Origin of the sequence: Methanobrevibacter sp. UBA212, from assembly GCF_905233225.1 — an archaeon.
Lineage (GTDB): Archaea > Methanobacteriota > Methanobacteria > Methanobacteriales > Methanobacteriaceae > Methanocatella.
The window spans coordinates 56205-82714 of the sequence record NZ_CAJODJ010000010.1 but is presented as its reverse complement, the minus strand read 5'-3'; the positions used below and the strand labels follow the sequence as shown (position 1 = coordinate 82714).

28 protein-coding genes are annotated in these 26510 nt (G+C 35.3%); 2 read left to right on the top strand and 26 right to left on the bottom strand.

The window, feature by feature from the left end:
• Window positions 1-24: 24 nt before the first annotated feature.
• Window positions 25-825, bottom strand: coding sequence for an SIS domain-containing protein (locus tag QZ138_RS03510; RefSeq protein ID WP_292886273.1), 801 nt, complete (start codon window positions 823-825; stop codon window positions 25-27).
• Between the two features lie 977 nt (window positions 826-1802).
• On the opposite strand from QZ138_RS03510, the gene QZ138_RS03505 reads away from it, so the two are divergent.
• Window positions 1803-2768: a hypothetical protein gene (locus tag QZ138_RS03505; RefSeq protein WP_292886270.1), complete on the top strand. Its 966-nt coding sequence runs from the start codon at window positions 1803-1805 to the stop codon at window positions 2766-2768.
• A gap of 3 nt (window positions 2769-2771) precedes the next feature.
• Here the strand turns inward: QZ138_RS03505 and QZ138_RS03500 are convergent, their stop codons facing one another.
• From QZ138_RS03500 to QZ138_RS03485, 4 genes are all read right to left on the bottom strand, one after another.
• Window positions 2772-4661, bottom strand: coding sequence for a hypothetical protein (locus QZ138_RS03500; protein WP_292886267.1), 1890 nt, complete (start codon window positions 4659-4661; stop codon window positions 2772-2774).
• A 6-nt stretch (window positions 4662-4667) separates the two neighbouring features.
• Window positions 4668-5150: a hypothetical protein gene (locus tag QZ138_RS03495; protein WP_292604018.1), complete on the bottom strand. Its 483-nt coding sequence runs from the start codon at window positions 5148-5150 to the stop codon at window positions 4668-4670.
• 107 nt (window positions 5151-5257) lie between these two features.
• Entirely contained in the window at window positions 5258-6544 is a 1287-nt protein-coding gene (locus QZ138_RS03490; protein ID WP_292886264.1) for an O-acetylhomoserine aminocarboxypropyltransferase/cysteine synthase family protein, read from the bottom strand.
• Between the two features lie 43 nt (window positions 6545-6587).
• Window positions 6588-7736, bottom strand: coding sequence for an aldo/keto reductase (locus tag QZ138_RS03485; protein WP_292886261.1), 1149 nt, complete (start codon window positions 7734-7736; stop codon window positions 6588-6590).
• 69 nt (window positions 7737-7805) lie between these two features.
• Here QZ138_RS03485 and QZ138_RS03480 point away from each other — a divergent pair, with 69 nt between their 5' ends.
• A complete protein-coding gene (locus QZ138_RS03480; protein WP_292886258.1) occupies window positions 7806-8819 on the top strand; it encodes a 7-cyano-7-deazaguanine synthase in 1014 nt (337 codons plus the stop codon).
• A gap of 180 nt (window positions 8820-8999) precedes the next feature.
• On the opposite strand, the gene argH is transcribed toward QZ138_RS03480, so the two are convergent.
• The 21 genes from argH to QZ138_RS03375 form a co-directional block, all read right to left on the bottom strand.
• Window positions 9000-10421, bottom strand: coding sequence for an argininosuccinate lyase (gene argH / locus QZ138_RS03475; RefSeq protein WP_292886255.1), 1422 nt, complete (start codon window positions 10419-10421; stop codon window positions 9000-9002).
• A 69-nt stretch (window positions 10422-10490) separates the two neighbouring features.
• On the bottom strand, window positions 10491-10643 hold the full coding sequence (locus QZ138_RS03470) for a 30S ribosomal protein S27ae (protein ID WP_067042875.1): 153 nt from the start codon (window positions 10641-10643) through the stop codon (window positions 10491-10493).
• A gap of 9 nt (window positions 10644-10652) precedes the next feature.
• Window positions 10653-10973, bottom strand: coding sequence for a 30S ribosomal protein S24e (locus tag QZ138_RS03465; protein WP_292603977.1), 321 nt, complete (start codon window positions 10971-10973; stop codon window positions 10653-10655).
• Between the two features lie 18 nt (window positions 10974-10991).
• Window positions 10992-11501 carry a GTP-dependent dephospho-CoA kinase family protein gene (locus tag QZ138_RS03460; protein WP_292886252.1) on the bottom strand — a complete coding sequence of 170 codons (510 nt, stop codon included), beginning with the start codon at window positions 11499-11501 and terminating at the stop codon, window positions 10992-10994.
• A gap of 9 nt (window positions 11502-11510) precedes the next feature.
• Window positions 11511-11687 (bottom strand): transcription elongation factor subunit Spt4, encoded by a 177-nt coding sequence (spt4, locus tag QZ138_RS03455; RefSeq protein ID WP_292886249.1) that lies wholly within the window; start codon window positions 11685-11687, stop codon window positions 11511-11513.
• Window positions 11688-11689: 2 nt separating this feature from the next.
• Entirely contained in the window at window positions 11690-12268 is a 579-nt protein-coding gene (locus QZ138_RS03450; RefSeq protein WP_292886246.1) for a DNA-directed RNA polymerase, read from the bottom strand.
• Window positions 12269-12304: 36 nt separating this feature from the next.
• Window positions 12305-12697: a PIN domain-containing protein gene (locus QZ138_RS03445; RefSeq protein ID WP_292603969.1), complete on the bottom strand. Its 393-nt coding sequence runs from the start codon at window positions 12695-12697 to the stop codon at window positions 12305-12307.
• A 9-nt stretch (window positions 12698-12706) separates the two neighbouring features.
• Window positions 12707-13921 carry a translation initiation factor IF-2 subunit gamma gene (locus tag QZ138_RS03440; RefSeq protein WP_292886243.1) on the bottom strand — a complete coding sequence of 405 codons (1215 nt, stop codon included), beginning with the start codon at window positions 13919-13921 and terminating at the stop codon, window positions 12707-12709.
• Window positions 13922-13971: 50 nt separating this feature from the next.
• On the bottom strand, window positions 13972-14355 hold the full coding sequence (locus QZ138_RS03435; protein ID WP_292603963.1) for a 30S ribosomal protein S6e: 384 nt from the start codon (window positions 14353-14355) through the stop codon (window positions 13972-13974).
• A gap of 34 nt (window positions 14356-14389) precedes the next feature.
• On the bottom strand, window positions 14390-16180 hold the full coding sequence (infB, locus tag QZ138_RS03430) for a translation initiation factor IF-2 (protein WP_292886240.1): 1791 nt from the start codon (window positions 16178-16180) through the stop codon (window positions 14390-14392).
• A gap of 39 nt (window positions 16181-16219) precedes the next feature.
• Window positions 16220-16672, bottom strand: coding sequence for a nucleoside-diphosphate kinase (gene ndk, locus QZ138_RS03425; RefSeq protein ID WP_292603960.1), 453 nt, complete (start codon window positions 16670-16672; stop codon window positions 16220-16222).
• A complete protein-coding gene (locus QZ138_RS03420; RefSeq protein WP_292886237.1) occupies window positions 16669-16830 on the bottom strand; it encodes a 50S ribosomal protein L24e in 162 nt (53 codons plus the stop codon). Before QZ138_RS03420 ends, ndk begins: the two co-directional genes overlap by 4 nt.
• A 14-nt stretch (window positions 16831-16844) precedes the next feature.
• Window positions 16845-17051 (bottom strand): 30S ribosomal protein S28e, encoded by a 207-nt coding sequence (locus QZ138_RS03415; RefSeq protein WP_292801795.1) that lies wholly within the window; start codon window positions 17049-17051, stop codon window positions 16845-16847.
• Window positions 17052-17085: 34 nt separating this feature from the next.
• The gene (locus tag QZ138_RS03410) at window positions 17086-17430 is read right to left on the bottom strand and encodes a ribosomal L7Ae/L30e/S12e/Gadd45 family protein (protein WP_292886234.1); all 345 of its coding nucleotides are present in this window, start codon (window positions 17428-17430) and stop codon (window positions 17086-17088) included.
• A gap of 446 nt (window positions 17431-17876) precedes the next feature.
• Window positions 17877-18077, bottom strand: coding sequence for a histone family protein (locus QZ138_RS03405; protein WP_292886231.1), 201 nt, complete (start codon window positions 18075-18077; stop codon window positions 17877-17879).
• 249 nt (window positions 18078-18326) lie between these two features.
• The gene (gene thrC, locus QZ138_RS03400) at window positions 18327-19523 is read right to left on the bottom strand and encodes a threonine synthase (RefSeq protein ID WP_292600063.1); all 1197 of its coding nucleotides are present in this window, start codon (window positions 19521-19523) and stop codon (window positions 18327-18329) included.
• Window positions 19524-19556: 33 nt separating this feature from the next.
• Window positions 19557-20174: a stage II sporulation protein M gene (locus QZ138_RS03395; protein WP_292886229.1), complete on the bottom strand. Its 618-nt coding sequence runs from the start codon at window positions 20172-20174 to the stop codon at window positions 19557-19559.
• Window positions 20171-21268: a tryptophan--tRNA ligase gene (locus QZ138_RS03390; RefSeq protein WP_292886226.1), complete on the bottom strand. Its 1098-nt coding sequence runs from the start codon at window positions 21266-21268 to the stop codon at window positions 20171-20173. Before QZ138_RS03390 ends, QZ138_RS03395 begins: the two co-directional genes overlap by 4 nt.
• Before the next feature lie 98 nt (window positions 21269-21366).
• Window positions 21367-21882 (bottom strand): tRNA-intron lyase, encoded by a 516-nt coding sequence (gene endA, locus QZ138_RS03385; protein ID WP_292600072.1) that lies wholly within the window; start codon window positions 21880-21882, stop codon window positions 21367-21369.
• Between the two features lie 93 nt (window positions 21883-21975).
• Window positions 21976-22689, bottom strand: a complete 714-nt coding sequence (locus QZ138_RS03380; RefSeq protein ID WP_292600108.1) for a metal-dependent transcriptional regulator — start codon at window positions 22687-22689, stop codon at window positions 21976-21978.
• Between the two features lie 136 nt (window positions 22690-22825).
• The gene (locus QZ138_RS03375) at window positions 22826-26455 is read right to left on the bottom strand and encodes a transglutaminase domain-containing protein (RefSeq protein WP_292886223.1); all 3630 of its coding nucleotides are present in this window, start codon (window positions 26453-26455) and stop codon (window positions 22826-22828) included.
• Between the last annotated feature and the right edge of the window lie 55 nt (window positions 26456-26510).

Sequence of the window (26510 nt, the reverse complement as noted above, 5' to 3'; positions counted from 1 at the left end):
AACCTTCTTACTTTAATTATTGATTTAAATTGAACTACTTAACACATCATGAAAAGCTTTTAAGTCTTTTTCACGCAGGTTTAAACTTTGCATTAACTCGGCAACCAATGCATCAAGCAATACTAAAGCGGAAATTTCAAAGGCGGTTCCCATTAAAATCAATTCCAATGGACGATAGATATTACTGATTCCCCTAATTTCTTTAGGCAAATCTTCAATATCCTTCCACAGTTTGTTATCACTTAAATCTGCCGCTTTTTTAGGAAGTGCTTCAAGTTTACTTCTGACACCTTCATCGCTTTCAAAGTTTATTAAAGCTCCAGGCAAAGTTTCCATAAACTCTTTAACATCGTAATCCTCAAGTCTTACTAAAGTTTGAGGAAGGGAATCAATAACAATCCTTGCATCAGCCTTTTGGGCAAGGTCACTTTTGGTATTGCCGCATACAGCTAAAAACTTGACATTGTCGATTTTGGAATCTTCAACTATTTGGGTTATAGAGTTGGATTTACCTGATTTTGAAATAATGATAATTATGTCCCCATCCTTGACTGGGGGAGCTATTGTTTCATTGAATACATATACATAAAATCCTAAATGCATCAATCTCATTGCAAATGATTTTGCAACAAAACCGGATCTGCCGGCGCCTGCAAGAAATATTGTAGTTTTTCTTTCGGACACCACACGCTTGTTTGAAGCTGTTAAAATGACATCTCTAAACTTACAGATAGCCTCTTCCTGGTTTGCCACAACTGATTTGCACATTTGAAGATTTTTTAGAATCTCATCCAAGGATAAATCCATATATTTTAACTCAGACATATTATAACCTTTTTTAAGCTTTAAAATTGTAAAGTGGTTTTACAATATCTATTTAAACTGTATCTTCAACATTATTTAAAATATTATCTATTGAATTATATCCTGGAAATTTCACCGATTGTTTTCTTTTTAACTGATGTGTAACAGATTCCTTCCATCTGACGTTCAAATTCTTCAAAGAATAACTCTTCCCTAACTTTAAAACGACCATATTATCGTCCCCGCCCACGAGGAGCAAAATAATTCCATCAGAGATACCTTTACATGACTGACCCATCGCTCACATAATGAATAATGTTCCACCCTAATTGGCTGAAACTTTTCATGAAATGATGTGGAACAATTTCTTTTTTTTATAACCGTGAGTGACTTCAGTTCGAAACGCATTGTCGGGTGTTCAAAATCAACTTCATCGGCACCATACCAGTTTAGAAATTGAATGACATGTGCACCTATGCTGTCAATATCGTCTGAAAAGACTTAAACAGTCCCATATACTTCCGATTCAAACATGTTATCACATCCACAGATATAGTAATTAAAGTTATATTTTTGATAATATATAACTCGTATAAAGTAAAAACTTTAGATACTATTGAATTGAACCATATATATTATTTTTCAGAATGATTCAGCTAAAAATGACATTAGTTTTAAAAACAATACAGTATTTCGACGAAACATCCAGTTTCATAAAAGAAAATCTGTGAAAAGTCACTGATTCATAAGTTATTGAGGGCAACATATCCTAAATTTTTTTCACTTAATGAAAGAAATTGCTTTATGCGATTTAATACTAATGCACTATAAATTCATAATAGGTGTTTGAAAAATGGCAAAAAATAGTCTACAATATTCCTGTCAAAATACTCATAGTAAAACTGATTTAACAGTATTTGATGCTATTTTTTCAAACGACCCCCGTTTTACTTTAATATTTCAAAAACTTTATTGAAAAACGATTTGATGGAATTAAAATGAAAACTAATGAAATTAATGATAAAATAGATGAAGCATTGTATTATATGCAAAACGATACAGAAAGGGCGATAACTATTTTTGATGAAATTTTAGAAATCGAACCTGAAAACATTGAGGCCATTAATGGGAAAGGATCCTCATTAATGAAATTAAATCATATGAACGAAGCGGAAAACTATTTTGACTATTCATTATCCATTAAACAAAGCCCCTCTGCATTTATAAGTAAGGGAATAATCTGTAAATGCAGAAAAGATTACAACCAGTCACTGATTTATTATGATAAGGCGATTGAAATTAATCCCGATTTGAGCAACATCATAAAAATTCTCAAAAATGAAATAAATGAGCTGATCGGTGATAAGATTGGAATCAATATGGACTACTCTCCTGAAACAAATGAATTAATTAAAAAAGGCACCGACTATAAAAATAACTGCAAATTATGGGATGCATTAGATTGCTATGAAAATGCAATTAAATCAGACAGGTCCTGCAAAAAGTCCGTTCAAGCTTTAATCAATGAAGTCAAAGCAATCTTACAAAACGAATTGATGATAAAAACTCCTGAAAAGGGAGATTCACGAAATGACCAGCTAAAAATAAAAAGCTTGAGACTGCTGTTGATTGAAAAGGATCCAAAGCAGGCACTGACCATTATGAATATCATTTTAGATGACGATGAAGAGGACATTGACACATTAAACCAGAAAGGCTGCGTATTGTTCCTATTTGACAGATTCGAAGAATCAATTGAATGCTTCAATAAATGTTTAAGCATTAATGAAAACTACATTCATGCCCTTTTTAACAAGGCAATCGTATTAAGAAGAATAAAAGAATTCAATGACTCCCTATCCTGCTTTGATGAACTTTTAAAAACACCACAGAACTATGACAAGGTAAAACCATACCAATTGGAAATATTGGATAATCTCCATGAAAAAGAGATAACCTCATAATTATTAATCTAACAAAATTTTATAGCTTTCCTTGAATTTAAGGTCATTGACTCTTGAAAGTGCCTTATTTCTAATTTCAAGTGGAAAGGTCTCGTCTTTTACTATATCGATCAATTTGTCCTGATTTGACTTCTCATTGATTTCATCCAGTCTGATGTTGAACAGTAACCTTTCAAGCCTTCCTTCAGCTTCACATCTAACATAATAATTAAAGTCGTCATTAATAATTGATTTCAGTTTTTCAATGTCTGAAATCCGGCTGATTTCATCTATGTGCTTCTGGCTGTCAATCCAGTCATCAAATGTCTTTTGAGCAATATAGGAAACATCACTGTCTTTTGATGAAATTAGTTTTTTAAGTAGAAGATCATTATCAATTCTCTTAATATCTTCAAAAAGAGAGTCCAGTCTTCTTTTTGCGAATTCAGAATCATCATTTTCAAGAGAGGCAATACTGTCTAAAGTTTCCTTGTCATCAAGTTTGGAAATTGCAATATGCCTGGTTTCATCATCCTTTTCATTTAAGGCCAATGATTTTAGCTTTTGCTTGAAGTCCAGTGATTGCCTATTTGAATTATGGACAAACAAAAAGCCATCCAATAATCTGGAAGCAGGAATGAGATTTAATGCCAAAGCTCTGATGTCACAATCATCATTTTTATCAGCTATCTCCATCAAATCATAAGGATTGGTTATTGCCCCAGTCGCTTCAAGACATACATTTTTGCTTTCATCTCTCAAAGCAATATCTTTTAAAATGGAATTGTATTCATCTTTGAAATTATTTGAAAATGATTTGATCGCATAAAGACGTATTTTTGGATTTAAATGCCGTGACAATTCCTTTAATAATTCAACATCATTAACCTGCAAAATTGCCTGTAAAGTGGCTTTGTCATCATTCAAATGTCTTTTGATATAATTTATCAGCGCATCTTCATCATTAATTTTTAAAATCGCACAAAAAACAATATCCGGATTGTATTCACTTAAAATCAATTCTTTTAAGATTTTCTGGTTTGAAAAATGCTTGTTTTTTATAGCCTGTAGTCGGATTTTATCATCAGATTCATTTAAAACAATATTAGATAAATAGATTTCATCATGAATAAGATATGCCGAAACAAGACGATGATACTCATCACCACAAGTTTCATAAACCTCTTTAAAGTACTCTTCACAATTCAAATTAGAATTAAGTGACAAATCATCCAAACGATGGTAAAATGACTTATTAAAAATTAGTTTGACCAGATAATCCTTATCAGTTATCTTTTCACATGCCCAGTGGCGATTGAATCCGTCATCATCATTTCTTATCACGTCACTCAGGATATCAAAATTAGATAAATTAGGGTTTAAGATGGCTTCCCTGCGTATGAAAACATCTAAATCATTTAATGCAAAATCAGATAAAGCATTCTCATCAGTGATTTTGGAAACGGCCAATTTTCTGATTTCAACATCACGCCCCGACTCAGCAATGGCCATTATGACTTCAGGATTATTAAAATTAGTGTTTTCAACTGCCAGCTTAACTATGAATTCATTTGGGTCATTTAAAGCAACATCATTTAAAAGACTTGTTAAATCAGACGGTAAAAGCAGAGATTCATCGATTATCCGATTTAGAGTTGCAAGACGGATATGTGAAAAAGGATTGTTCAAGCAGACATCTATTAAAAAATCTATATCACTAATCTGCTCCATAGCCTTAATGGATACGGAATTAATGGAATCGTTGATTAAAATATCTTTTAATGCTTCCTCATCTTCAATATAGGCAACTGCAAATTGGCGGATATGCCAATCGGAATCATTTTGAGCTATATCAATTATTTCTTCCTGATTGTCCGAACGTTTAATGAGTTCAATAACATCATAGGATGTCATAATACCTTATTCTACGTATAACTCATCCAATCTATTCAAACAAGCTTTTTTAACCTCTTTATCCTCATCATCTTTAGTAATTATACTGGTTAAAACAGCAGGATTGACGATTTTTTTAATTGCAGCTATCCTTACATGAGATTCAGGATGATTCAAAGCAAGATCTATTAATGGATTTTCATCCCTACCTGTTGTGACCCTAAGTTTGACAACCTTCACGTCCTCGGTTTCAATATCACCGCCGTGAGCCTTTTGTCCATCACCAGGCACCTGGCGTTCAACAACCGCTTCGCCAAGATATTCATAAGCCCAATTAGCATCATCACATGTCAAATGGTCTAAAATTGATTCATTGCCTAAATATTCATCTTCTTTTGGCCAATGAACATGAACCTTATTATCCAATGATTTTGAAATGATTTTCTGACCGGAATTAACATTTTTAATAGAAGTTTTAACTAAATCGATACGTCTTTCATCAAAATCCATCTTATCACCAATATAATATATTTAGTATTAAAAGTTAAAAAGTCTTTTTAATTTTTATGATTATCTTTGAAAAAGAAAAAAATGGGAAGTTTAAAAAACTTCCATGTTTAGACTTTATCCAATGCCTGGTCAACATCAGCCAATATATCTTCGATATCCTCAATACCAACTGAAAACCTGATTAAATCAGGAGTTACACCAGTGGACAATTGCTGTTCTTCAGACAGCTGGGAGTGAGTAGTTGATGCAGGATGAACGACCAGCGATTTAGCGTCTCCAATATTTGCCAAAAATGACAATAACTCGACATTTTCAATGAATTTCAAAGCACCATCATAACCTGCCTTAAGACCGAATGACACTATTCCTCCATAACCCTTTTCAGCATACTTTTTAGCGACTTCGTGGTTTGGGGAAGATTCCAAACCGGAATATGTTACCCAAGCAACCTTAGGATGAGCTTCAAGGTGTTGTGCAACAGCCATTGCATTTGAAGCATGCCTTTCAATCCTTAAGCCCAGAGTCTCAAGACCCTGCAACAAAAGGAATGAACCGAATGGTGACGGAACGGCACCGGTGTCCCTTCCGACAACTGCCCTGATTCTTGTTGTAAAGGCAGCTCCTCTGAAAGTCTCAGCAAATACCAACCCGTTATATGTTGCATCAGGCTCTGACAATGTTGGAAACTTGCCGTTCATCCAGTCGAAATCGCCCTTTTCGATGATGATTCCGCCAAGAGTGGTGCCGTGACCTCCAATGTATTTTGTTGCAGATGATGATATGATATCTGCCCCATGGTCAAAAGGCCTTACGGAACCGATTCCAACGGTATTGTCAGCAATCAATGGAACTCCATGTGAATGTGCAATTTCAGCCAACCTGTCAAAATCAGGAATATCCAATTTGGGATTTCCAATTGATTCCACATAAATGGCTTTTGTCTTATCGTCTATAGCCTCTTCAAACAATTCGGGAGATTGTGAATCGACAAATGTAACTGTCCGTCCCAGTTCTTCTAAAGTGTTTTCGAACAGCTCATATGTTCCGCCATAGAGGTTATCCGCTGAAACAATATTGTCCCCAACCTGGGTCAGGTTAATTATTGCATAAAAAATTGCTGACATTCCGGAAGCGGTTGCATATGCTGCAGTTCCCCCTTCAATAGCAGCCATCCTCTTTTCAAATGCCTCAGTTGTAGGGTTGGTTAACCTGGTATAAATGTTTCCTCCCTCTTTAAGCGCAAATCTGTTTGCAGCCTGTTCGGGTGAGTCAAATACATAAGATGTAGTCTGATAGATTGGTGTTACTCTTGAACCGGTTTCATCAACTTCTTCCTGGCCCGCATGTACACCAATTGTTGATATATTTTTTTTGTTTTTAATTTCATAAGCCATAATAATCACTTAATAGTTTTGTTTCCTCCAAGTATAAACATTATCAAAATCCGAACAAATCCTGCGAATCCAACATCACATCGACAATATGAACATCAAATGGACATCTCAGTTCACAGTCTCCGCAAGCGATACAGTCAGTCGCATTATATTTCAGGTTATTATAATGTTCCTGTACACTAGCCGGAACTTCATCATGGTTTTTTGCAAGGTCAAACAGTTTATTCACCATTTCTATATCTATTCCGGTACTGCATGGCTGGCAATGCCCACAATATGTGCATTGGCCTTTGAATGAATGTTTTGGCGCATTTTTCAGAACTTCAGTGTAATCCTTTTCCGCTTCGCTTGCTGTACAATATTTCAGGGATTCGTTTAATTCGTCAACTGTCTTGACACCGACAAAAATGCTTGACACTCCTTTTTGCTCCAAAGAATAATGAATGCATTGGACAGGTGTCAGCGCCACTCCAAATGGGGAAGTGTCATCAGCCAGCAAATTTCCTCCTGCAAATCCTTTCATTACAGTTAATGCAGTGCCGTTTTTTTCGCATAACTCATAAATTTCTGCCCTTAAAGGATTGATTGAGGAAAAATCATTGTCATAGGCATCCTCCTTTCGATACTCTTCAATATCCTCCATTGCTCCAAACATGTCAAATGCCGGATTGATTGAAAACATCAAAAGCTCGATTTCAGGATTTTTGGCTGCCAAAAGACCAATATCAGGATTATGGGTGCTGAGCCCGATATGTGCTATTGTCCCTTCATCCTTTAGCTTTCTCACATATTCGATGAACGGGCCGTTCATTATGTTGTCATAATCCTCAATCTGGTCGACATAGTGAATCATACCGAAATCAAGGGTGTCGATTTGAAACCTTTCCATGAAATCCTCAAAGGCAGGGATTACCTTTTCCATATCACGTGTTCTTACATACTGGTTGTTTTGCCAGATCGAACCGATATGGCCCTGAATCACCCAGTTTTCACGATTCGGCTTGATTGCACGGCCCAAGTGTGAGCGCACATCAGGCTCGCTCATCCAACAGTCGACAAAATTAATTCCGTTTTCCTCACAGGCCTTAATTAATGCTTCAGTATCCTCATAAGGTCTTTCCACTAAAAATTCAGCCCCAAAAGCTATTTCAGATACTTCAATATTGGTGTTTCCTAACTTTCTATATTCCATTTAGTTCCCTCAATGTAATATATGTTTTAAGAAATCTTTAAAAGTTTCTAAATTAAAGATAATTATTAGATGTATACTAAAGAATTTATTTTAAATGAAGTAAATGCCATTAGAGCTGAAATAGGTCATGATGAAGTGAATATTTTCATTGAGGAGATTTACCTTGAAAACAATGAAATGTGGATTATTACAGAAGACAGGCCTGATAAATCAGCGATAATTGGAAAAGGCGGTTGGGTTGTCGGCAAACTCAAAGAGAAACTGGGCCTTGACAGTATACATGTTGAGTCATATGGGGACTTTTTAAACAAGAATTATAAATTGAAATTATCCAAAAAGACAGTGCATAACGTCAATTTAGATTCTTCTGGACTGAAAAACCTGGAAAGAACCATTGACTGCAAACTGGAAAATATCTACAGTTTCAATTTCGACAAATATTTCAGCGAAAACGAGTTTGAAGAATCTTCAAAAATTGAAGCCGTCGTTGCACTTTCGGGTGGTGTGGACAGTAGCTTTTCACTTATTCTAGCCAAAAAGCTTGGTTTTAATCCTGTGGCGGTTACGGTTGATCCGGGAACCATAATTCTTCCGAACCAATTCAAAAAGAACATCAAGGTTTTGGTTGAATCATTAGGCATTAAACATAAGTATATTGAAGCCGATTATTCAGATGTCATCGGCGAATCTTTCACAGGCAATGTTCATCCTTGCGGAAGATGCTCCAAAAACACCGGTCAACTAGTGAAGCACTACGCAAAAGACAATGAAATTCCAATAATTATATTCGGTGATATGCTTGCAACAGGTAGCCAATGCATAAATTTACAGGAGGATTCATTATATCGCCTGAACCTTCCAGCAAGTTTAAGTGTCGGCAAGCAAGAGATTAAATCCTTAATCAGAAACTATGATTTGCAGACATTCAAAGGATTTGGCTGTCCGCTGCTTTATGAAGTTCACAAAAAATTTCCACATATGAGAAAATTCTCGATTCAAAGAATATTGAGAGAAACCCGTTCAGGCGCACTGGAGCCTGGTGAAGCTCTTGACTTAATTTGGAGTTTCAATAAGGCAAAATAAATAGATGTGAGATATTAATAGAAGCTGAGCCTTACTTAATAATTTATTAAGTAATTCTACTAACATCTCACTGTGCCACATAACCAGTGATTATGTTGGCAATACTATTTTTGTAACTTAGACTATTTAAATTTTAGGTAAACCTAAAAAATTTTAAAACTAAAAAAAATATAGGAATGTTTAAATTCCTTTCTTTTCGAATTCATCATTTAAGAATGATTTAATATTATCCCTTGCCATTTCAACCATTTCAGGTGCAGGACCTCCCGGAACGGATCTGATTCTGACATTTTCGGCAGGATTTAAAGCATTTTGAATCAAATCATCTGACAAATTCAGTTCATCAAAACCTAAATCAACTGCAACATCATCAATGAATGCGGAAGTGATGTCCTCTTCGGCCATGTCATTTGCTGTGGCTTCATTAACAATCCTTCCAACAATCTTATGAGCGGTTCTGAATGGTATTTCCTTTTCACGAACCATGATGTCTGCAAGGTCGGTTGCAGTTGCAAAGTTTTTACCTGCAAGCTCAGCGCATCTGTCGATTTTGAACTCAACGGAAAGAAGCATTTTGGTTACAATGGACAATGTATCCTGAGTTACCTTAATTGAATTCCACAAATGCGGAGTGATTTCCTGCAAATCCCTGTTATATGTATAAGGAATTGCTTTCAGGATTGTCAAAATTGTTACCAATTCACCATTGACAATTGTACATTTTCCCCTTGCAAGCTCTGCAACATCAGGATTTTTCTTTTGAGGCATAATAGAAGAAGTTGATGAATATTCATCAGCCATTTCAATGACTCCGAATTCATAGGTGCTCCATAAAACCAGCTCTTCACAGATTTTGGACAATGTGGTGCAAAGTGAAACCATATCAAATACCGCTTCGGCAATGAAGTCCCTTGCTGAAACCCCATCCATTGAATTTTCAAGATATGCGTCAAAACCGAGCAAGTCAGTGGTCAACTGCCTGTTGATTGGAAAGCTGGTGGTTGCCATTGCAGCTGAACCTAATGGGTTTAAATTAACACGCTTATAAGTATCCTCAAAACGTTCATAATCCCTTTTTAATGCTTGCACATGAGCCATCAAATGATGTGCAATGGTAATCGGTTGAGCATGCTGCAGGTGAGTGAAACCGATGAAAACATCTTCCAAATGCTCGCCGGCCATCTCATTTATTCCTTCAATGAATTCCAAAATGCCAATCTGAAGCTCTGTGATTTTTTGCCTTAAAACCAATCTGACATCACATGCAACCTGATCGTTACGTGATTTGGCAGTGTGCATAAAACCCGCTTCAGGGCCGATTTTAGAAGTTACATAGTTTTCAATAGCCATGTGAACATCTTCAACTGAAGGATCAAATACCAATGCTTCGTAGCCCTCCTCTTTAAGGCTGTCAAGAGCGCATAAAATATTATCTGCAATTCCTTCATCAATGATTCCCTCATGCTTTAACATTGAAGTATGTGCAAAATTAGTTTTGATATCAGCTTCAAAAAGAAGTTTATCCGCTTCAAGTGATGAAGTATAAATAGCTGCTTCATCAGTCATTCCAGTTTTAAAACGACCGCTTCTAATATTATCCAAAAAAATCCCTTCTGAAAAATAATTGAAAATAAAATAAATAAAAAAAGAAATAAAAAGATTTGAAAAAATCTATTTTTTCATTTCGGTGTATCCGCATTTACCGCAAGCGACTCTGTCACCGTGGTCAGCCATGAATACGCCTTCACCACAACGAGGACAAATCTGGTTTTTTCTAACGATTTTGTCTCCGTCCACTTCATATAAATCAGATTTTCTTACCATTTAAATCACCTATTCTTCTGCTTCTGCTTCTTCTTCAGCAGGTTCTTCTTCAGGTTCTGCATTTTTAGCAATTACATGTTCAGTTTCAATGTAAGTCAAATCATCTACAGTGTCGTAGACTTTAGCATAACCTAATGCTCTAGGTTCACCGTAGTGTGGTTGTACATTGTCGACAACGATTAATTCTTTTTTAGTGTTTAATAAAGCAATTAATTTAGATTTGATATCTAATACTTTAGGAGTTGCTTCTCCATCGTAATCAACATAAAATTTAATTTCCTTTCTGTTAAATAATTTATTTTCTTTTTCTTCAATAAATTCAATTTCCATGATAAAACCTCATTTAATTTATTCATTAATAAATCCGTCAATAAGCTTTTGAGCTTTATTTTTTAAATCACCAGCTTTTAAAAGCACCAATCCTTCATTAGGTTGACCATAAAGAATGGTAGTTTCCGGATTTGCCATCAAGATGCAAGGAAGAACTGCAAGATCTTCTTCCCCAGCCACTTCAATTACATAACATTCGCCATTGTCAGATAATTCAAGAGCCTCGCCTATGGTTTCCCATAGATCATCAGTAAGGCATCCGGCGGGATTGTCAGCTTTTAGAATGTGATTTGCAAGTATAATTTCATGAGTATGATTTTTTCTTTGAATTAAATTATCAATTATACCAATATTAGGATATAATTTGTATTTTGTAAGATTGGCAAAAGTCGCATCCCCAACAGAAATTAAAAACTCTGAAGCCTTGATTTCATCAATAGCATCTTCAAAGTCAGGATATAATGTACCTAAAGGCTTTTTGAGCTCAACGATTATATCTTTATTTAATTCTGCATCTAATCTTAACACGAAAACACCCTATCTTACTCTTAAACAATATTCGCCTGGAATTTCAATATTTAATTCGCGAGCAATCTTAGAATCTTCAGGATCAGTTATAATCAAAAGACCGCTCCAATTATCTGAAGTTGGGTTTCCACAACTAGGACACTGGTCTTTACTTGAAATCATTTTACAAACAGTACAAGCTTTCATTATTAAACCTTCTTACTTTTTTGTTTTGCTTCTTCAATCCATTCAAATTTACCTAAGTTATTTTGTCTCATAGTAAGCGGAATTTTAGAATTTCTATGATTTTCCATACTGTTAGTGGATTCATCTTTAATAGAAACGCTAACTGCTCTAGCCCTTACTAAGTCACCAACACCTAAAGTCTTATTAGATTCTTTTGCTATTAAAGCTCCTCTTTTACCATCATGATTAATATAATCATCAGTGACTTGAGAAACATGAATTAAACCATCCATAGCTCCAATTCTAACAAAAGCACCATAATCTGCAATATCAATTACTTCACCATTAAAGATCTCATGTTGCTCCGGTTTAAAGAAAATAGCATCAAAAACAACATTATGATATGAAGCTCCATCACCCATAATGAGTTTTCCTTCACCAATGTCATCTATTGAATTAACACAGATGAGTAAACCGAGTTTTTTGTCTAAACGACCTTCATAGGTTTCATTTAATGTCTTAATTGCAACTTCTTTGAGAGGCTCTTCAAATCTGTAAGGAGGAATCCTTACAATGTCTTTAATTTTTGTTTTATAATACAAAATAATCCCTCATTTTTTTAATAAGTTTAATTAATATTATATTTTACCCTCAACAGCAATATATTTTTTTTGCCTCAAATATACGACTGTAATTCCTTTATCTTTTGCACGATTTTTTAATTCAATATCGTTTGTAGCTAAAACTTCTGAAACTCTAAGTAACGCATCATCCACAGTTTCGTTTTCAAGTAATGAAATATCCTTTATTTCAACTTTTGAAGAATTAGCTAATTTTAAGGCCAAATTTGCATTTAACCTTACTTTTCCTTTATTATTATTTTTTAAACCCTTCAATTCATTGATAACAAAGCTTGGAGTAGTTAATGTATAAGAAGGTAATTTATTTTCAAGTTCAGTGATGATATCCACATTGAACTGAAAAGGAACCATAAAAAAATTGGTATCAATCACAACTTCTTTAGAGTTCATTATTTACCTCTACTTAATAATACCGTAACCAATTAATCTCCAACGAGCACCGACTCTACGACTTAAAGCGACTCTATCACCAGGGCTTGCGCATACCGGCAATTTAAGAGTGACATCTACATTGTTTTTCTTGGTTGAAGTAACAACACCAATAGTAGTTGTAGTACCGCAATTAATCATTAATGGTTCTTTAATCTTAATTGGAGCAACTTCACGTTCCTCTTTAGTACCGACAACACGGTCAAGTAAATTGGCTTCCATTGTAAAAGCGTCCAATACTTCAGGCAATGTACCTTCTTCACCAGCAACGGTTCCAGATAATGAATCTGATTTGGTTAAGGATGGATCCAATTTGGTTGCAATACCAACAAGTCCTCCAGGACCAATCTCTTCAACTTGCTTACCGTTGGCTTCAAGACCAATAATCTCTGATTTTAATGTGACCCTTTTTCCATTGTTGGTAGGGCCTGGTCTGATTTCAATGGTATCGCCAAGTTTGAAAGTCCCTTGAACTAATGTACCACCTATAACTCCACCTTTGATTTTATCAGCGCCGGAACCAGGTTTGTTGATATCAAATGATCTTGCAACATGCATTAATGCAGTATCATCAACGTTCCTTTCAGGAGGTTGAATTTGCTTGAGCATGTTTTCGATTAAGATATCCATGTTAGCGCCTTGTTGAGCGGATACAGGTATTATTAAAGCATCCTCTGCACAGGTACCTTTAACAAATTCCTTGATTTCATTATAACTTTCAATAGCTCTTTCTTTTGAAACAATATCAATTTTATTTTGAACTACAATAACATCCTTAACACCGATTACATCAAGTGCCATTAGATGTTCTTTGGTTTGTGGTTGTGGACAAGACTCATTTGCAGCAATTACTAACACTGCACCATCCATAATTGCAGCACCAGATAACATAGTTGCCATAAGAGTTTCGTGACCTGGAGCATCAACAAAAGATACTTTTCTTATTAATTCAGTTTCGCTCCCACAGATTTCACATTTATCAGAAGTAGTGTAACATTCAGGTTCATCGCAGTTAGGACATTTCTTGAATTCAATGTCTGCATAACCCAAACGAATTGAAATACCTCTTTTTGTTTCCTCACTGTGAGTATCAGTCCATACACCTGATAATGCCTTAGTAAGAGTAGTCTTACCGTGGTCTACGTGACCAACTAAACCTATGTTAACATCTGACTGTACGTTCACAGATAACCACCTTTTTATTATAAGTTAAAGTAATGAGAAAAATAGTAGAACTATTCTTCCTCTTCTTCACCAGCACCAAGAATATCAGCTATTGATTTGCTACCAGCTTCAGTAACTACAGTATTGATTTGTACTATATCATCAGCAATAGTGTTTCCTCTAACGGTTTTTCTTCTTTTAACACCATCTGCTTTTGGATGATATCCTGTACCACCAGTTAATAAACTTTTTATTCTTCTGGTACCTGGAACATCTTTTTTCATGGTGAAACCGTTTTTATCACTACCACCAGTTATTTTTAAAGTGTAACCATCTAAACCAACAATAGAACCATCAAATTCATCGCCGATGACTAAACCGTTAAGTGCTTTAGCATCTTCAACTTCCATTTGATAAGTTTCAGCTTTTTGAGACACAACAATTTTGAATGCCATGGTATTCCTCCATAATTTTTATAATCATAATTTATTATTCGAAAAGACCAAATTTACCCCAATCTGGATCTTGTTTACGTTTTATTTCAACAAATTCATATAAAGTTTCAAATTCATCTTCTGTTAATTTCTCCTTGAATTCCCTTTCAATGAATTTATAATGCTTTTCTGGAACATCAACATATAATTCGTCCCCTTCATCAAAATGTTTTCCAACAACAGCATCTTTAATTGCCATAGCCACCCTTTGACCTCTAGGGATAGAAGGTAATGTTTCGCCCTTATCTTCCATACTGGCTATAACACCAACATAGTCACCATTCTTATTGATTAATGTTTGACCTTGTTTAACTGTACCGCTAATAGATTCAATTCCAATAATAGCAGGTTTGCTTTGACGGAAAACCAATTTAGGCAAAGACATGAATTTAGCAGGCTTAATGATAGCATCATAAAAGGCTTTTTTCTTTGCTTGTTCCATTTCATCAATCCATGCTTCATAATCTTCAATAATCTGATAGATTACATCGCCCTGGAATAGTTTAACATCTGAATTCTCTAAATCCTCGACAGAATTAGAGTTAACATTTACATTGAAAGCAATGATTGCACCGTGTGCATCATTTTCGTTTAAAGCAATAGATGAATTGATTATATCTCTACGATTTACATCACCGATGTCCGCTTCACGAATAGGAATATCCAATTCCTTAAGCAATTTAACAATAGCTTCAAGGGAACCTAAAGTATCCGCTTTAACCAAAACACCTTCATCATCAGTGCTGATTGTGATATCTTCAATTTCCTTTAGGATTTCCTCTTCCACATTCTCCTCATCATTCAATACTCTTAAAGGAGAGCCAGAAATAACATCATCCAAATTAGGAGCAGCTATTTTAATACCTGCAGCCGCAACAACTTCGTCGAACTTTTGGAATTTCTTTTTGGAATCCCTCATTTCTTCAAGTGGAAGTGGCCTTAAGATAGACCTAATCTTAGTTGTTAAAACCTCATTTGAAGAGGTCATTAAAGCTATTTCATCATTAGTTCGCAAAACACCATCGTAAATGATACTGTCAATAGTAAGACCTAAACCGACTTCTTCCTTGATTTCAAGTACTGTACCTTTAGCCGGAGCATCTTCATTAATTTCAAGCTGTTCTGTTAAATATTCCTGAGCAAGACCCAAAAGCATTGCCAGAACTTCAATAATCCCTTCACCAGACCTAGCACTAATCGGAATAATACTGATTTGTGAAGCGAAATTACTGATCCTGTCAAATCTTTCGGACTGGAATCCCTCTTTGTGAAGAGTACCAACAATCTCATAAATTTTAGTGTCCAAAGTTTGCTGTACACTTGGAGCCTGTTGATTAAAGGATTCCTTAAAGGATGCTCCTTCATGTGTTTCCCAACCGAAAATCATGTCGATTTTATTTGCAACAACAATAAAAGGAGTCTTATACATCTTAAGAATATTTATTGCCTCATAAGTTTGTGGTTTAAAACCATCATTAATATCAAGAATTAAAACAGCTAAATCCGCTAAAGCGCCACCACGTTTTCTTAAACTGGTGAATGCAGCGTGACCCGGAGTATCAATGAAAAATAATCCTGGTATTAAATCTTTGATAGACAATCGTGATATAAAATTCCCACAGATTTCTTCAATTGTATCATTCGGGATTTCTGTAGCACCAATATGTTGTGTAATGCCTCCTGCTTCCTTATCAGCAATAGCACTACCTCTAATATAATCTAATAATGTAGTTTTTCCATGGTCTACATGTCCTAAAACTGATACGATTGGGGATCTGATTTTCATAATATCTTCTTTAATAATAAATGCTTTTAAAATCTAAATTTATTCATAAATTAAGTCATTATCGATAATTTGATAATCACAAATTTCGTCTTCATTAAAGAAAAGGCCAATTTCTCTTTCTGCAGATTCAGGAGCGTCTGATGCATGAATAATGTTTCTTCCGGTATCCATACCAAAGTCTCCTCTAATTGTTCCAAGATCTGCTTCTAAAGGATTGGTTGCTCCAACGATTTTTCTAATAGTGGTAATAGCTTCTTCTCCTTGAATTACCATTGCAAGGCATGGTGAAGAAGTAATATACTCAACTAAACTTGGGAAAAATGGTTTTTCAGCGTGTTCTCCATAATGAGTTTTTGCTAAATCTTCATCAATTTGAATTAATTTACATGCTACGATTTGAAGTCCTTTATCTTCAAAACGGGATAATATTTTACCCATGAGACGTCTTTGTACAGCGTCTGGTTTCATCATTACAAAACTTTTTTGAATCATTGTTTAACCCATTTAACTTTTCTTGGAACTCTTCCGAGTTTAATCATATTTTTTTCGCATTTGCTGCTACAAAAGAAATAAATTGAACCGTCTCTTTTAACGTACATTTTTCCTGTACCTTCTTCTATTTCTTTATTACAGAATGAACAAGTTCTCATGCTTTTACACCTTCTTAAGGAGTTCTAATTTCTTTAGCTTCTCTAATAGTATCAAGTAACATTAAAATGTCGCCTTTTCTTACAGGACCCATAATGTTTCTTGTTAAAATTCTTCCTTTGTCTCTACCATCGAGGATTCTGCATTTGATTTGCATAACCTCACCAGTCATACCAGTTCTTTTTAAAACTTCAATGACTTCAGCAGGAGTTCCTTCTTCCATTTAAATCACCGTAAAAATCCTTAAAAGAATTTATCTATTCTTTTAATTCAGCAACTTTTTCTACGATTTCAGTTACAGCAGCTTCAGCGTCACCAGCATCAACAATACATGCGGAAGCAGTACCAACAGTTAAACCAGCAGCGATACCCACTTGTTCTTTGGTTGGTAAGTAAACATAAGGAATTTCCTTTTCATCAGCTAATACAGGAATGTGTGCAACGATTTCAGCAGGATCAACATCTTCTGCGATAACAACTAATGCTGCATCTCCTTTAGTACCTTTTGCTACTTTACCAGTAGATTGTGCGGTTTCTAATGCTTCTTCAGCTTGTTTAGCTAATTCTTCAGGTGTGTCAAATTTTACATAAATGTTTGCCATAATATATACCTCCTTTTTCATCTGGCATTGCCATCCATCGGCAGATATTATAATCCATTTTGAATCATAATATTATTTAATTACTGCTTTAAACCACTCAAATTATTTTATAGAGTAATCTAATAGCATTTAATAATACTAATTCTTGAATAATTCATATATCACTAAATATAATCCCGTAAGAAAAAATAGGGGGATTAGACTTTCAATACAAATACTTCTGAATTTCAATAATTTTTAGCAAAACTAAAAATAAAAATTTAGTAATTAATGAAATAATTCTAGAGAACTAGACAATAATAAATTGGTTAGTATAGTATATAAATGTTTGTAAAAATAGCTTAAAATAAGTCGATTTTTGCGTTAAAAAAAATAATACAAAAAAATAAAAAAAATGTAAAAGCGATAGTAAAAAATTACTATCTAGAAAATGATCATCAACAAATCTATTTGATTGCTAATTTTACATCTTCAGCTTTTACGGTTTTCCTACCTGCGTGGCGTGCAAATCCTACTGCTTTTTGTGCGATTTCGTTACCGTAGTCTTCGATTGCTTCGGTTAAAGCGATTTTTGCGTCATCACTTACTCTTTGTGCACCAGCATTTTTGAGGACTCTGCCTACAGGAGCAATTGGTAATTCACTCATTTATTACACCTCACATTTAACTTGGTTAATAATAGTTTTAATTTGCTTATATATAAATCTATTGGTGTTACATCGGTGATTTTAAAAAATTTCAACAAATCTTACCATGATATTTTAACATAAATAGTGACATGAATATATTGGGAAATGTTTTTCATATATTGGCTTAATTAAAAAAAGTATAAATTTTGTTCGAATATAACAGAATTAAAAGAAAAAATTAAAATTAAAAGAGATTTAAAGCAATATTTATTTATTCATCAAAATCTCTCTTAAAGTGTCTATATCAGCATCAACCTGTGTAGGCTGTGTACATGCATCAATAGCAGTGTTAGGATCTTTAAGCAAGTGACCTGTAACTACACAAGTTATTGTTTCACCCTTGTCAACTACTCCTTGGTCTACAAGTTTTTTAAGACCTGCAATGGAAGCCGCTGAAGCCGGTTCAACACCAATACCCTCAGTTCTTGCGAGTAATTTTTGTGCATCAAGGATTTCCTCATCAGTTACAGTTTCTGAATAACCATTTGAATCATAAATAGCGTTTAAAGCTTTAATGTCACTGACTGGAGCACCAATACGTATTGCAGTTGCAATGGTTTCTGGATTCTCTACAGGTACAACACGCCTGTCTCCTTTCTTAAATGCATTTGTAACAGGACATGCACCTTCCGCCTGAATACCAGTCATCATCGGCAAATCTTTGATGAATCCTGCATCATAGAATTCACTGATTCCCTTCCAGATAGCTGAAATGTTACCTGCATTACCTACAGGCAAAATGACTCTATCGGGAGCCTGCCAACCTAAATCACGGACGATTTCATAACCTATAGTTTTTTGCCCTTCCAGTCTGTAAGGGTTGATTGAATTTAATAAGTAAAGATGTTTTTCTAATGCAAGAGCGGTCATTGCTTCAAGAGCCTCATCAAAGTTACCGTTGATGGACATTACCTCAGCGCCGTGGAACATTGCCTGTGCCAATTTACCTAATGCAACCTTTCCTGAAGGCAGGAATACAATACATCTCAATCCCGCACGGGCAGCATAAGCTGAAAGTGATGCGGAAGTGTTACCGGTTGAAGCGCAACCTACAGTATGAACTCCCAATTCCATTGCTTTTGTCATACCCACGGTCATTCCCCTATCCTTGAAACTTCCGGTAGGGTTTGATCCTTCAACTTTAACATACAGGTTGACTCCAAGCTCTTCACCTAACTTGTCACATTTGCAGAATGGGGTTCCTCCTTCATCAAGGGAAACAATTTTTGTCTCATCTACAGGAATGCACTCTTTAAATTTCCATAAGTTATCTCTTCTACCATCAAAAATGTCTTTTGAAACATCTATCTCATTGACGAGCTCAAGCACTGATCCACACTTTTCACAGGTGTAGATTACTTCATCATCATCATATTCTTCTCCACAAGAAACACATCTTATCATAAAAAATCACTATCTATATCTTTTTAATTAGTTTTATATAAAATTTAATATAAATTCGGCAATATGAATTGTCAAATAAACTTCAACAAAACCTGCAATTGCCATCAATATTGAAGCAATAACAAGCAGAATTATTGCCTGTTTTAATTTATCGGCACTTTCATCAAAGGAATTTGACAATAGCTCCTTAACAGAACCATCGTCTTGGCCATGCAATGTCTTGAGGAACTTGAACAAAAAGTTAAATAAGACAAAGCCTGATGCGCAGGCCAGGATGCATGATGAAAACTCAAAAATTCCATGGGGAATTATCAAAAGCGCAGTCACCAGCAAATTATCGGTTGTGGCCACATAGTAACCTGCAAAAAATCCATTAAACCCAAGAAGAACTCCTGAAACGAAACAGGTTACTCCAAATATGAACATTGCAAGTACAATCCGGATATTATTTAAGAATATGCTCTGGAAAGTCAATTTGATAGTGCCCTGCTGGACTTTCTGGGTCAAATCATCGACAACGGGATTGAAATAGCTATACAGATAAGGCTCTAAAAAATATCCCAATACCATAGAAATGAATAAAATAGCCATTGCTGCATAAATTGCCAATTTATTTTCACGAAATGCCGATTTAACTTCGTCAACGATCATATCAATGTTTTGGCAATTTCTCTTGCTTCAACCTGCTTTTCGTGCAAATCATCCATGAACTCTTCCATCAGCTCGGCGGTTCTGACCTTACATTCGCCGCATCTCAATGTTCCGTTCAGACACTCCTGCCTGATTTTTTCAAGCTCTGAATCATCATCGATGAAGTGATATAAAAGCATTTCATATATTACGCACTTGTCTACTTCACCGCCCAGTTCCTCTTGCTCTTTTAGGGTTTCCCGTCCACCGGTTTTAGCAGATTTGACCTTTTTGACAGCGGTTTTGGTATCATCGTTGAGATAGATTGCGGTAGCCGGCTTTGAACTGCTCATCTTGTCACCGGTCAGGCCTGTCAGGAACCTGTGATATGTTGAAGCGGGTGATATGAATCCCTCTTCCTCATTGAGCTTATGTGCAATATCTCTTGTTAGCCTGATGTGAGGGTCCTGGTCTATTCCTACAGGAACAACAACCTTTTTCGGACCTCCAAACTCTTCAATCTGAGGAAGCAGTATGTCTGCAACCTGGAATAATGGTGCCTGAACGTGAGCAATATTTGTAGAGTTTTCAAAACCGTAAATTGCCCTTAACTGACTGAAGTTTGTTTTGATTGAAGCCTTGAATGCCAAATTCTTCAGCAGGTTATTTTGTGACTGCAGATAAACGTTTACATCGTCCTTTTCAAGGTCAAGGCCCAAAGCAATCCAGTTAGTCAGATATTCGTTTACCGCAATTTCACGACCCCTATCAAAGCTCATGTCACGTGCGGCATATGCCTCAAGGTCTGCAATCGGCAGGGACAGCATTGCCCCCATGTCCTGATACCATTTTATTTGGTCAACGACCATCTTATGACCAATATGCATTTGTCCACTTGGCATCATACCTGTTACAACTGCAAAATCCTTGTTTTGATTGATTAAATTATTAATTTCATTGAATTCCCTGTGTCCGAAGATTACCCCCCTTTTCATCAGTCTTTGAGGGTTTTTAACGTCTCCAATCATGTCTGAAATCTTACCTATTCCGAACTTGTTAACTAACTTGTCATAATCCAGGCTGAATGATGCCCATGGATCGATTAAATCTGCCATATTATCACCACTATTAATGTTAAATTAGATTTACGATTAAAAATTATTATAGTAAATATAAAAGCATATTAAAATATAAATGATTTCTTTAATTAAACTTATGGTCTTGTCCATTCAATATTATAGTATGTTATGTCAAAATCCTCATCCACTATTGCCAAAAGAAGCTTCTTGTTAACACCATGGGAAACTCTCACATAACTTGCAAAATCAAGTGCATTGATATCATAATTTTCAAAAATGATTTTAACCAGATAATCGGAATGCCCTTGTCCTGGACCCCCTCCACGATTATACAATCTGAATTCGGTGCCATACTTAAAACCGGTTTTTATAACATATCCACGGTCTTTTAAGTCACGGTAAACTACATATTTGCCATAAAGTTCCTCTTCCTTTAAAAGGTCAATCAAATAGCCTACACTGCATTTGACATCATCCTCATAGATATTCAAACGACCCTTCTCCTGCAGATAGCATGCCTCAATCAATGAAATGTGAAGGAAATCTGATTCGATTTTGCCGAATTTGCTTTTCTCATGTAAAGCTATCGGTCTTTTGCTTCCCTCTTCAATTTTAATTGAAACAATATCATTAAGTAAATCTCCACGCATTAAAACACCGCAAAAAGAAATAAATTATATTTAATGCTTATTACTTTGAAAAAAATATTATATAAAATTTTTGTAAAAAAAGAGTTGAAAAAGTTAAACTCTAATAAAAATATTATTAGCCATTTCTGAGGAAACGTTTAACTCTTTATCATCAATCATGACGGAATAATTATTTGTCAAAGTGTTTTCAACGAATTCATATTTCAGATGCTGACCCACTTTAATGCCTTTATCGGTAATTTCATCCAACAATTCAGCGTTTCCGCGAATGAATGAAATGGTTCCTTCAGCATTGCCTGTTAACTCTGAAATTGACAACAAATTAAATTTCCTGTTCATAACTTGGTCAAAGTCCTTTTGAGAGAAGCATTCCTGACAGCTTCCGAAATCAAAATTGCATGCAGGAATCACATTTTCGTCAGGACATAAATCCGGATGATGCAGCATGGTACAGATTGCCCTTTCCGCCTCATCGGATAAGGTATGTTCCATCTCACATGCCTGATCGTGAATATTTTCCTCCTTGACCTTCAATATATCCAATAAGAATTTTTCCAAAATCCTGTGTTTTCGGGTAATCTTTTGAGCTATCTTCATTCCTTCATCAGTCAATGTAGCTCCTTTGTATGGAGTGTATGTAATGTAACCCAAATCTTCTAATTTTTTAAGCATTTGAGTTACGCTTCCAGGCGCAATGCCCAAATCCTTTGATAGTTGTGTTGTGGAAACCTGTTCCCCATTGCTTCCATTACGGTAGAGAACTTCTAAATATTCCTCAATGTTTTCACTTATTTTAGCTTCAGCCATGAAAAGTCACCTACATTTATATTAATTAATATTCTGTAAGTAACAGTATAAAAAAGTTTTGGTAAACCTAAATAAAAATGAAAATTTTGTAAAAAAAATAAAGATTGATTAAAAAAAATAAAAAGAAAATAAATAATTAGAATGGCAAACTTGCATATTTACTGTGCAAAGTAAATGATTTAGTATTCCAATTATTTATTACTCCAAATGAGTTTCTAGAACTGGTAGGATCTACACAAGTCCAAACACCATCAACCAATACCTGAACCCATACATGACCATAAGTGCTTCCACTACTGGTGAAATAACAGGTTCCATGGACATATCTTGCAGCAATACCTGCTGTCCTGTACATAGCAACCAATAAGTGAGACTGGTCCACACAGTTTCCGGTCTTATAGGACAATGTGCTTGCAGCACCGTATCTGGTATCGGAATAGAAACTGTATGAAATTTTATCCCTCACATAATTAAATATTGCCACTGCCTTATCCTTGACAGTTGTTAAACCACTTATTACTGAATTAACAGTGCTTTTGATTGCGGAATTAGTAATTGGACAGTTTGTAGTAGCCTTTAGATATGCACTTACATCAGATAATGTATTTTTCTCATTCAAACCAGATCCAGTTATTGAGACTGTACCTGTACCTGTGCTTGTACTGGTACTGGTGGTTCCATAGACAACCATTGAGTAATTCGGCAACTGATTGTTATTACCATAAAATGTCAGTATACGTGAAAATGTATCAACAACTTCATAGTAGATAATGTCTCCCAGTGAAGATGAGGAATAATTCGGAGCCTGATTATTCTTGACGATATAATTTGCCAAGTTTTTGGCTACCACCAAATAATCCGCCTTATACAATTCATCGTTAAGAGTGTCACCAAAAGGAGATTCCGGATCTACAATGCCTCTAATGATAGCAATATCATTATTATTAGAATTACCAAGTTGGTAAATTGCCTGTGACATCAGATATAAGAATTCCGGAGTGGTGAAAGTCTGTCCACCAGCACTGACACTGCTTGGCACCTTCTTATTGGTTTCATAATATGATTTCACTGTACTTGCACCGGCAATAATATCCTTGATAGATATTGTATTGGCCGAAGAAGTTGCAGTTGCTGTTGTAGCAGTTGAATTAGCTGTTGCAGTTGCTGTTGGAGTAGCTGTAGCAGCGGTTGTATCAACAGCAGCGGATGCAGTATTTATAACCGGTCCGGAAGAAGCCAAATATCCTGTCAGTGATTTAAAATTGACAAAATTAGTGACTCCCCATCTGAATATGATTACACCAGATGCGCCACCGTTAATTGCTGATTGTGAATCTGTTTTGATTGCAGAAGAGGACAATTTAGCAGTATTCTCATCAGAAACATAACCCTGCAAACCGCTCCATATCTTTGCACCTTTGGAATTATCCACAAACCACTTGGTAGTGGATTTAATCCATGCAGTTCCAGAGTTATAATTGCCCTTGTAAATCATAGGAATAATTACATCCATATATTGAGAGAGTGTAGCCATATCCTGACCATAATAATACTTGTTATCTGTTGTTTCAGGCATTACTGCACAGGACAGGATTAAATTTGAATTTACACTACGTACTGCCTGAGTGATCTGTTTTACAAATTCGTTGATTGCTGCAGTACCTTTTGAAGTCTGATATGCATTTCCAGGATATCTCAGATAATCTATATGGACACCTGCAACACCTTTGACATTTGCATACTTCTTGGCTTCCGCTATTTTCTGATTGAAAAATGCCTGATTATAAGAGCCGCTTTTAACCGGATTAATCCAACTTCCATCATAAAATGCCTGCATCCAGATATGAACCCTAATTCCTAATTTATTTGCACTGGCAATCCAAGATTCCACTGCAGACTGACCATGAGCAGTTAAAGCATAGAAATTCAGGAACAAATCAGTAGTTCCCTGAGAGGCCAATGTGTTTAAATTAACACTTTTCATGTCAGATCCGAAAACCCAGTATCCATATCCATTTGAAGACACATCTCTTTTGGCAACTTCAATTTTTGAGGATCCTGATGACGGAGCGTTATCGTTATCCCCACTAGCATCATAATTAAATGAAACGGTATAATTTCCAGGATTTAAACTGACAGTGAATGTTGCATAACCGCTTGAAGAGGTTTTAGCTGTATAAGTTTTTGAATTTACAGTTAATTTAACAGTTTTACTAGCCAATGCCTGATTGTTTGAATTTTTCAATAAAACTTTAAAGGAATTTGAACCCTGATAGAAAGAAGTTCCACTTTTCCATGTCACAGTTGTAGGAGTTCTTTCTTTAACAGTTATTGTTTTAGAGACTGTTTTTGAGTTTACTTTTGACTCGGCCTTATTCTTATATGTTATAACATACTTTCCAATAGGCAATTTAATAGTCAATGAAGCAATTCCATTAGTGTTTGTGGTTTTAGTGTATGATTTACCGTCCACTGTGAAAGTGACAGTTCTTTTTGCTAAAGGAACCTTGCCTGCAGTCAAAGCAACTTTAAATGGAGTGTTTGCCCCATGACCAAAGGTGGTTGTGCTTTTTACTGTGAAAGTAGGATTTTTAGTGGTTATAACGTATAGTTTGTTGCTTGCACTTGATTTTTTATATAAGCTATTACCTGCAAAGCTGTATTTGACAGTGTATGCTCCAGCTTTTAAAGAAGGCAATTTAAGTGTAGCAACACCTTTAGCATTTGTTTTTCTATTGTATGTTTTTCCATTTACTTTGAACTTAATAATCTTTCCTTTTCCAGGAGCATAGCCAAAAGCGTTAAGAAGCTTGACTTTTATCCTTTTTGTATCCTTCTTAAGGAAAGTGTACATGTTTGTAGTTAATGAAGTTTTTACAGATTTAACGACTTTAACCTTATTTGTTTTGGTTAAACCATCTTTATTATAAGAAATTATTTTATATGTACCTTTCTTAAGGGTTTTTAAGGATAAAGTAGCTACACCTTTACTGTTTGTTTTTACCTTGTATGTTTTTCCATTAATCTTAAACTTGATGGTTTTTTTAGCCAACACCTTTCCATTACTTTTATAGAATTTTGCACTGAATTTCTTACCGTCAGTATAGACCTTAGAGATATCCTTTGCAGTAATGGTGGACAATATTTTGAAATTTCTAGTTAGGCTATAACCTGTTGCAGGATTAACCGCAATTACCTTGTAGGTTCCAGGTTTAAGATTTATCGCTAAAGAAGCCACCCCATTCGCATTTGTTTTGACAGTGTGTAAAACACCATTTACAGTAATCTGAACATCAGTATGAGCTAACGGATTACCATAGGCATCTAAGAATGTTGCGCTGTATTGAGTGCTTCCCTTGTAATATTTAGTAATGTCTTTTGCAGTGATTGTCTTAGACACATCTATTGTTGAAGAAACGTTGCTTTCATTTCCCGCATCGGAGGAAACTACAGCAACCCCACTATCACTACTTAAAAGATCATTATCATCTGAGTTAGTTGATAAAATATTTGAATTGTCAGATTCTAAAACTTCTTCACTTGATAGAGAAACTTTAGATGAATCATTATCAACGTTTGAATCACTTGATACAGAAAGATCTGATGAATCAGCAGTATTCTCCAGTGGGACTGATACATCTGACGTGTCATCTACTAAGTTAGTAGCATACGAATCTGTAACATTAACTTCACTTGCTGAAATAGTGCCGACTGCAAAAACAGCAATGAGCAATATCAACAAAGCGAGCAATATTTTATTGTTCAAATTAATTTACCTCCATAACAAAATTTTTAAACATAATGGGAGAAATCCCATGTAA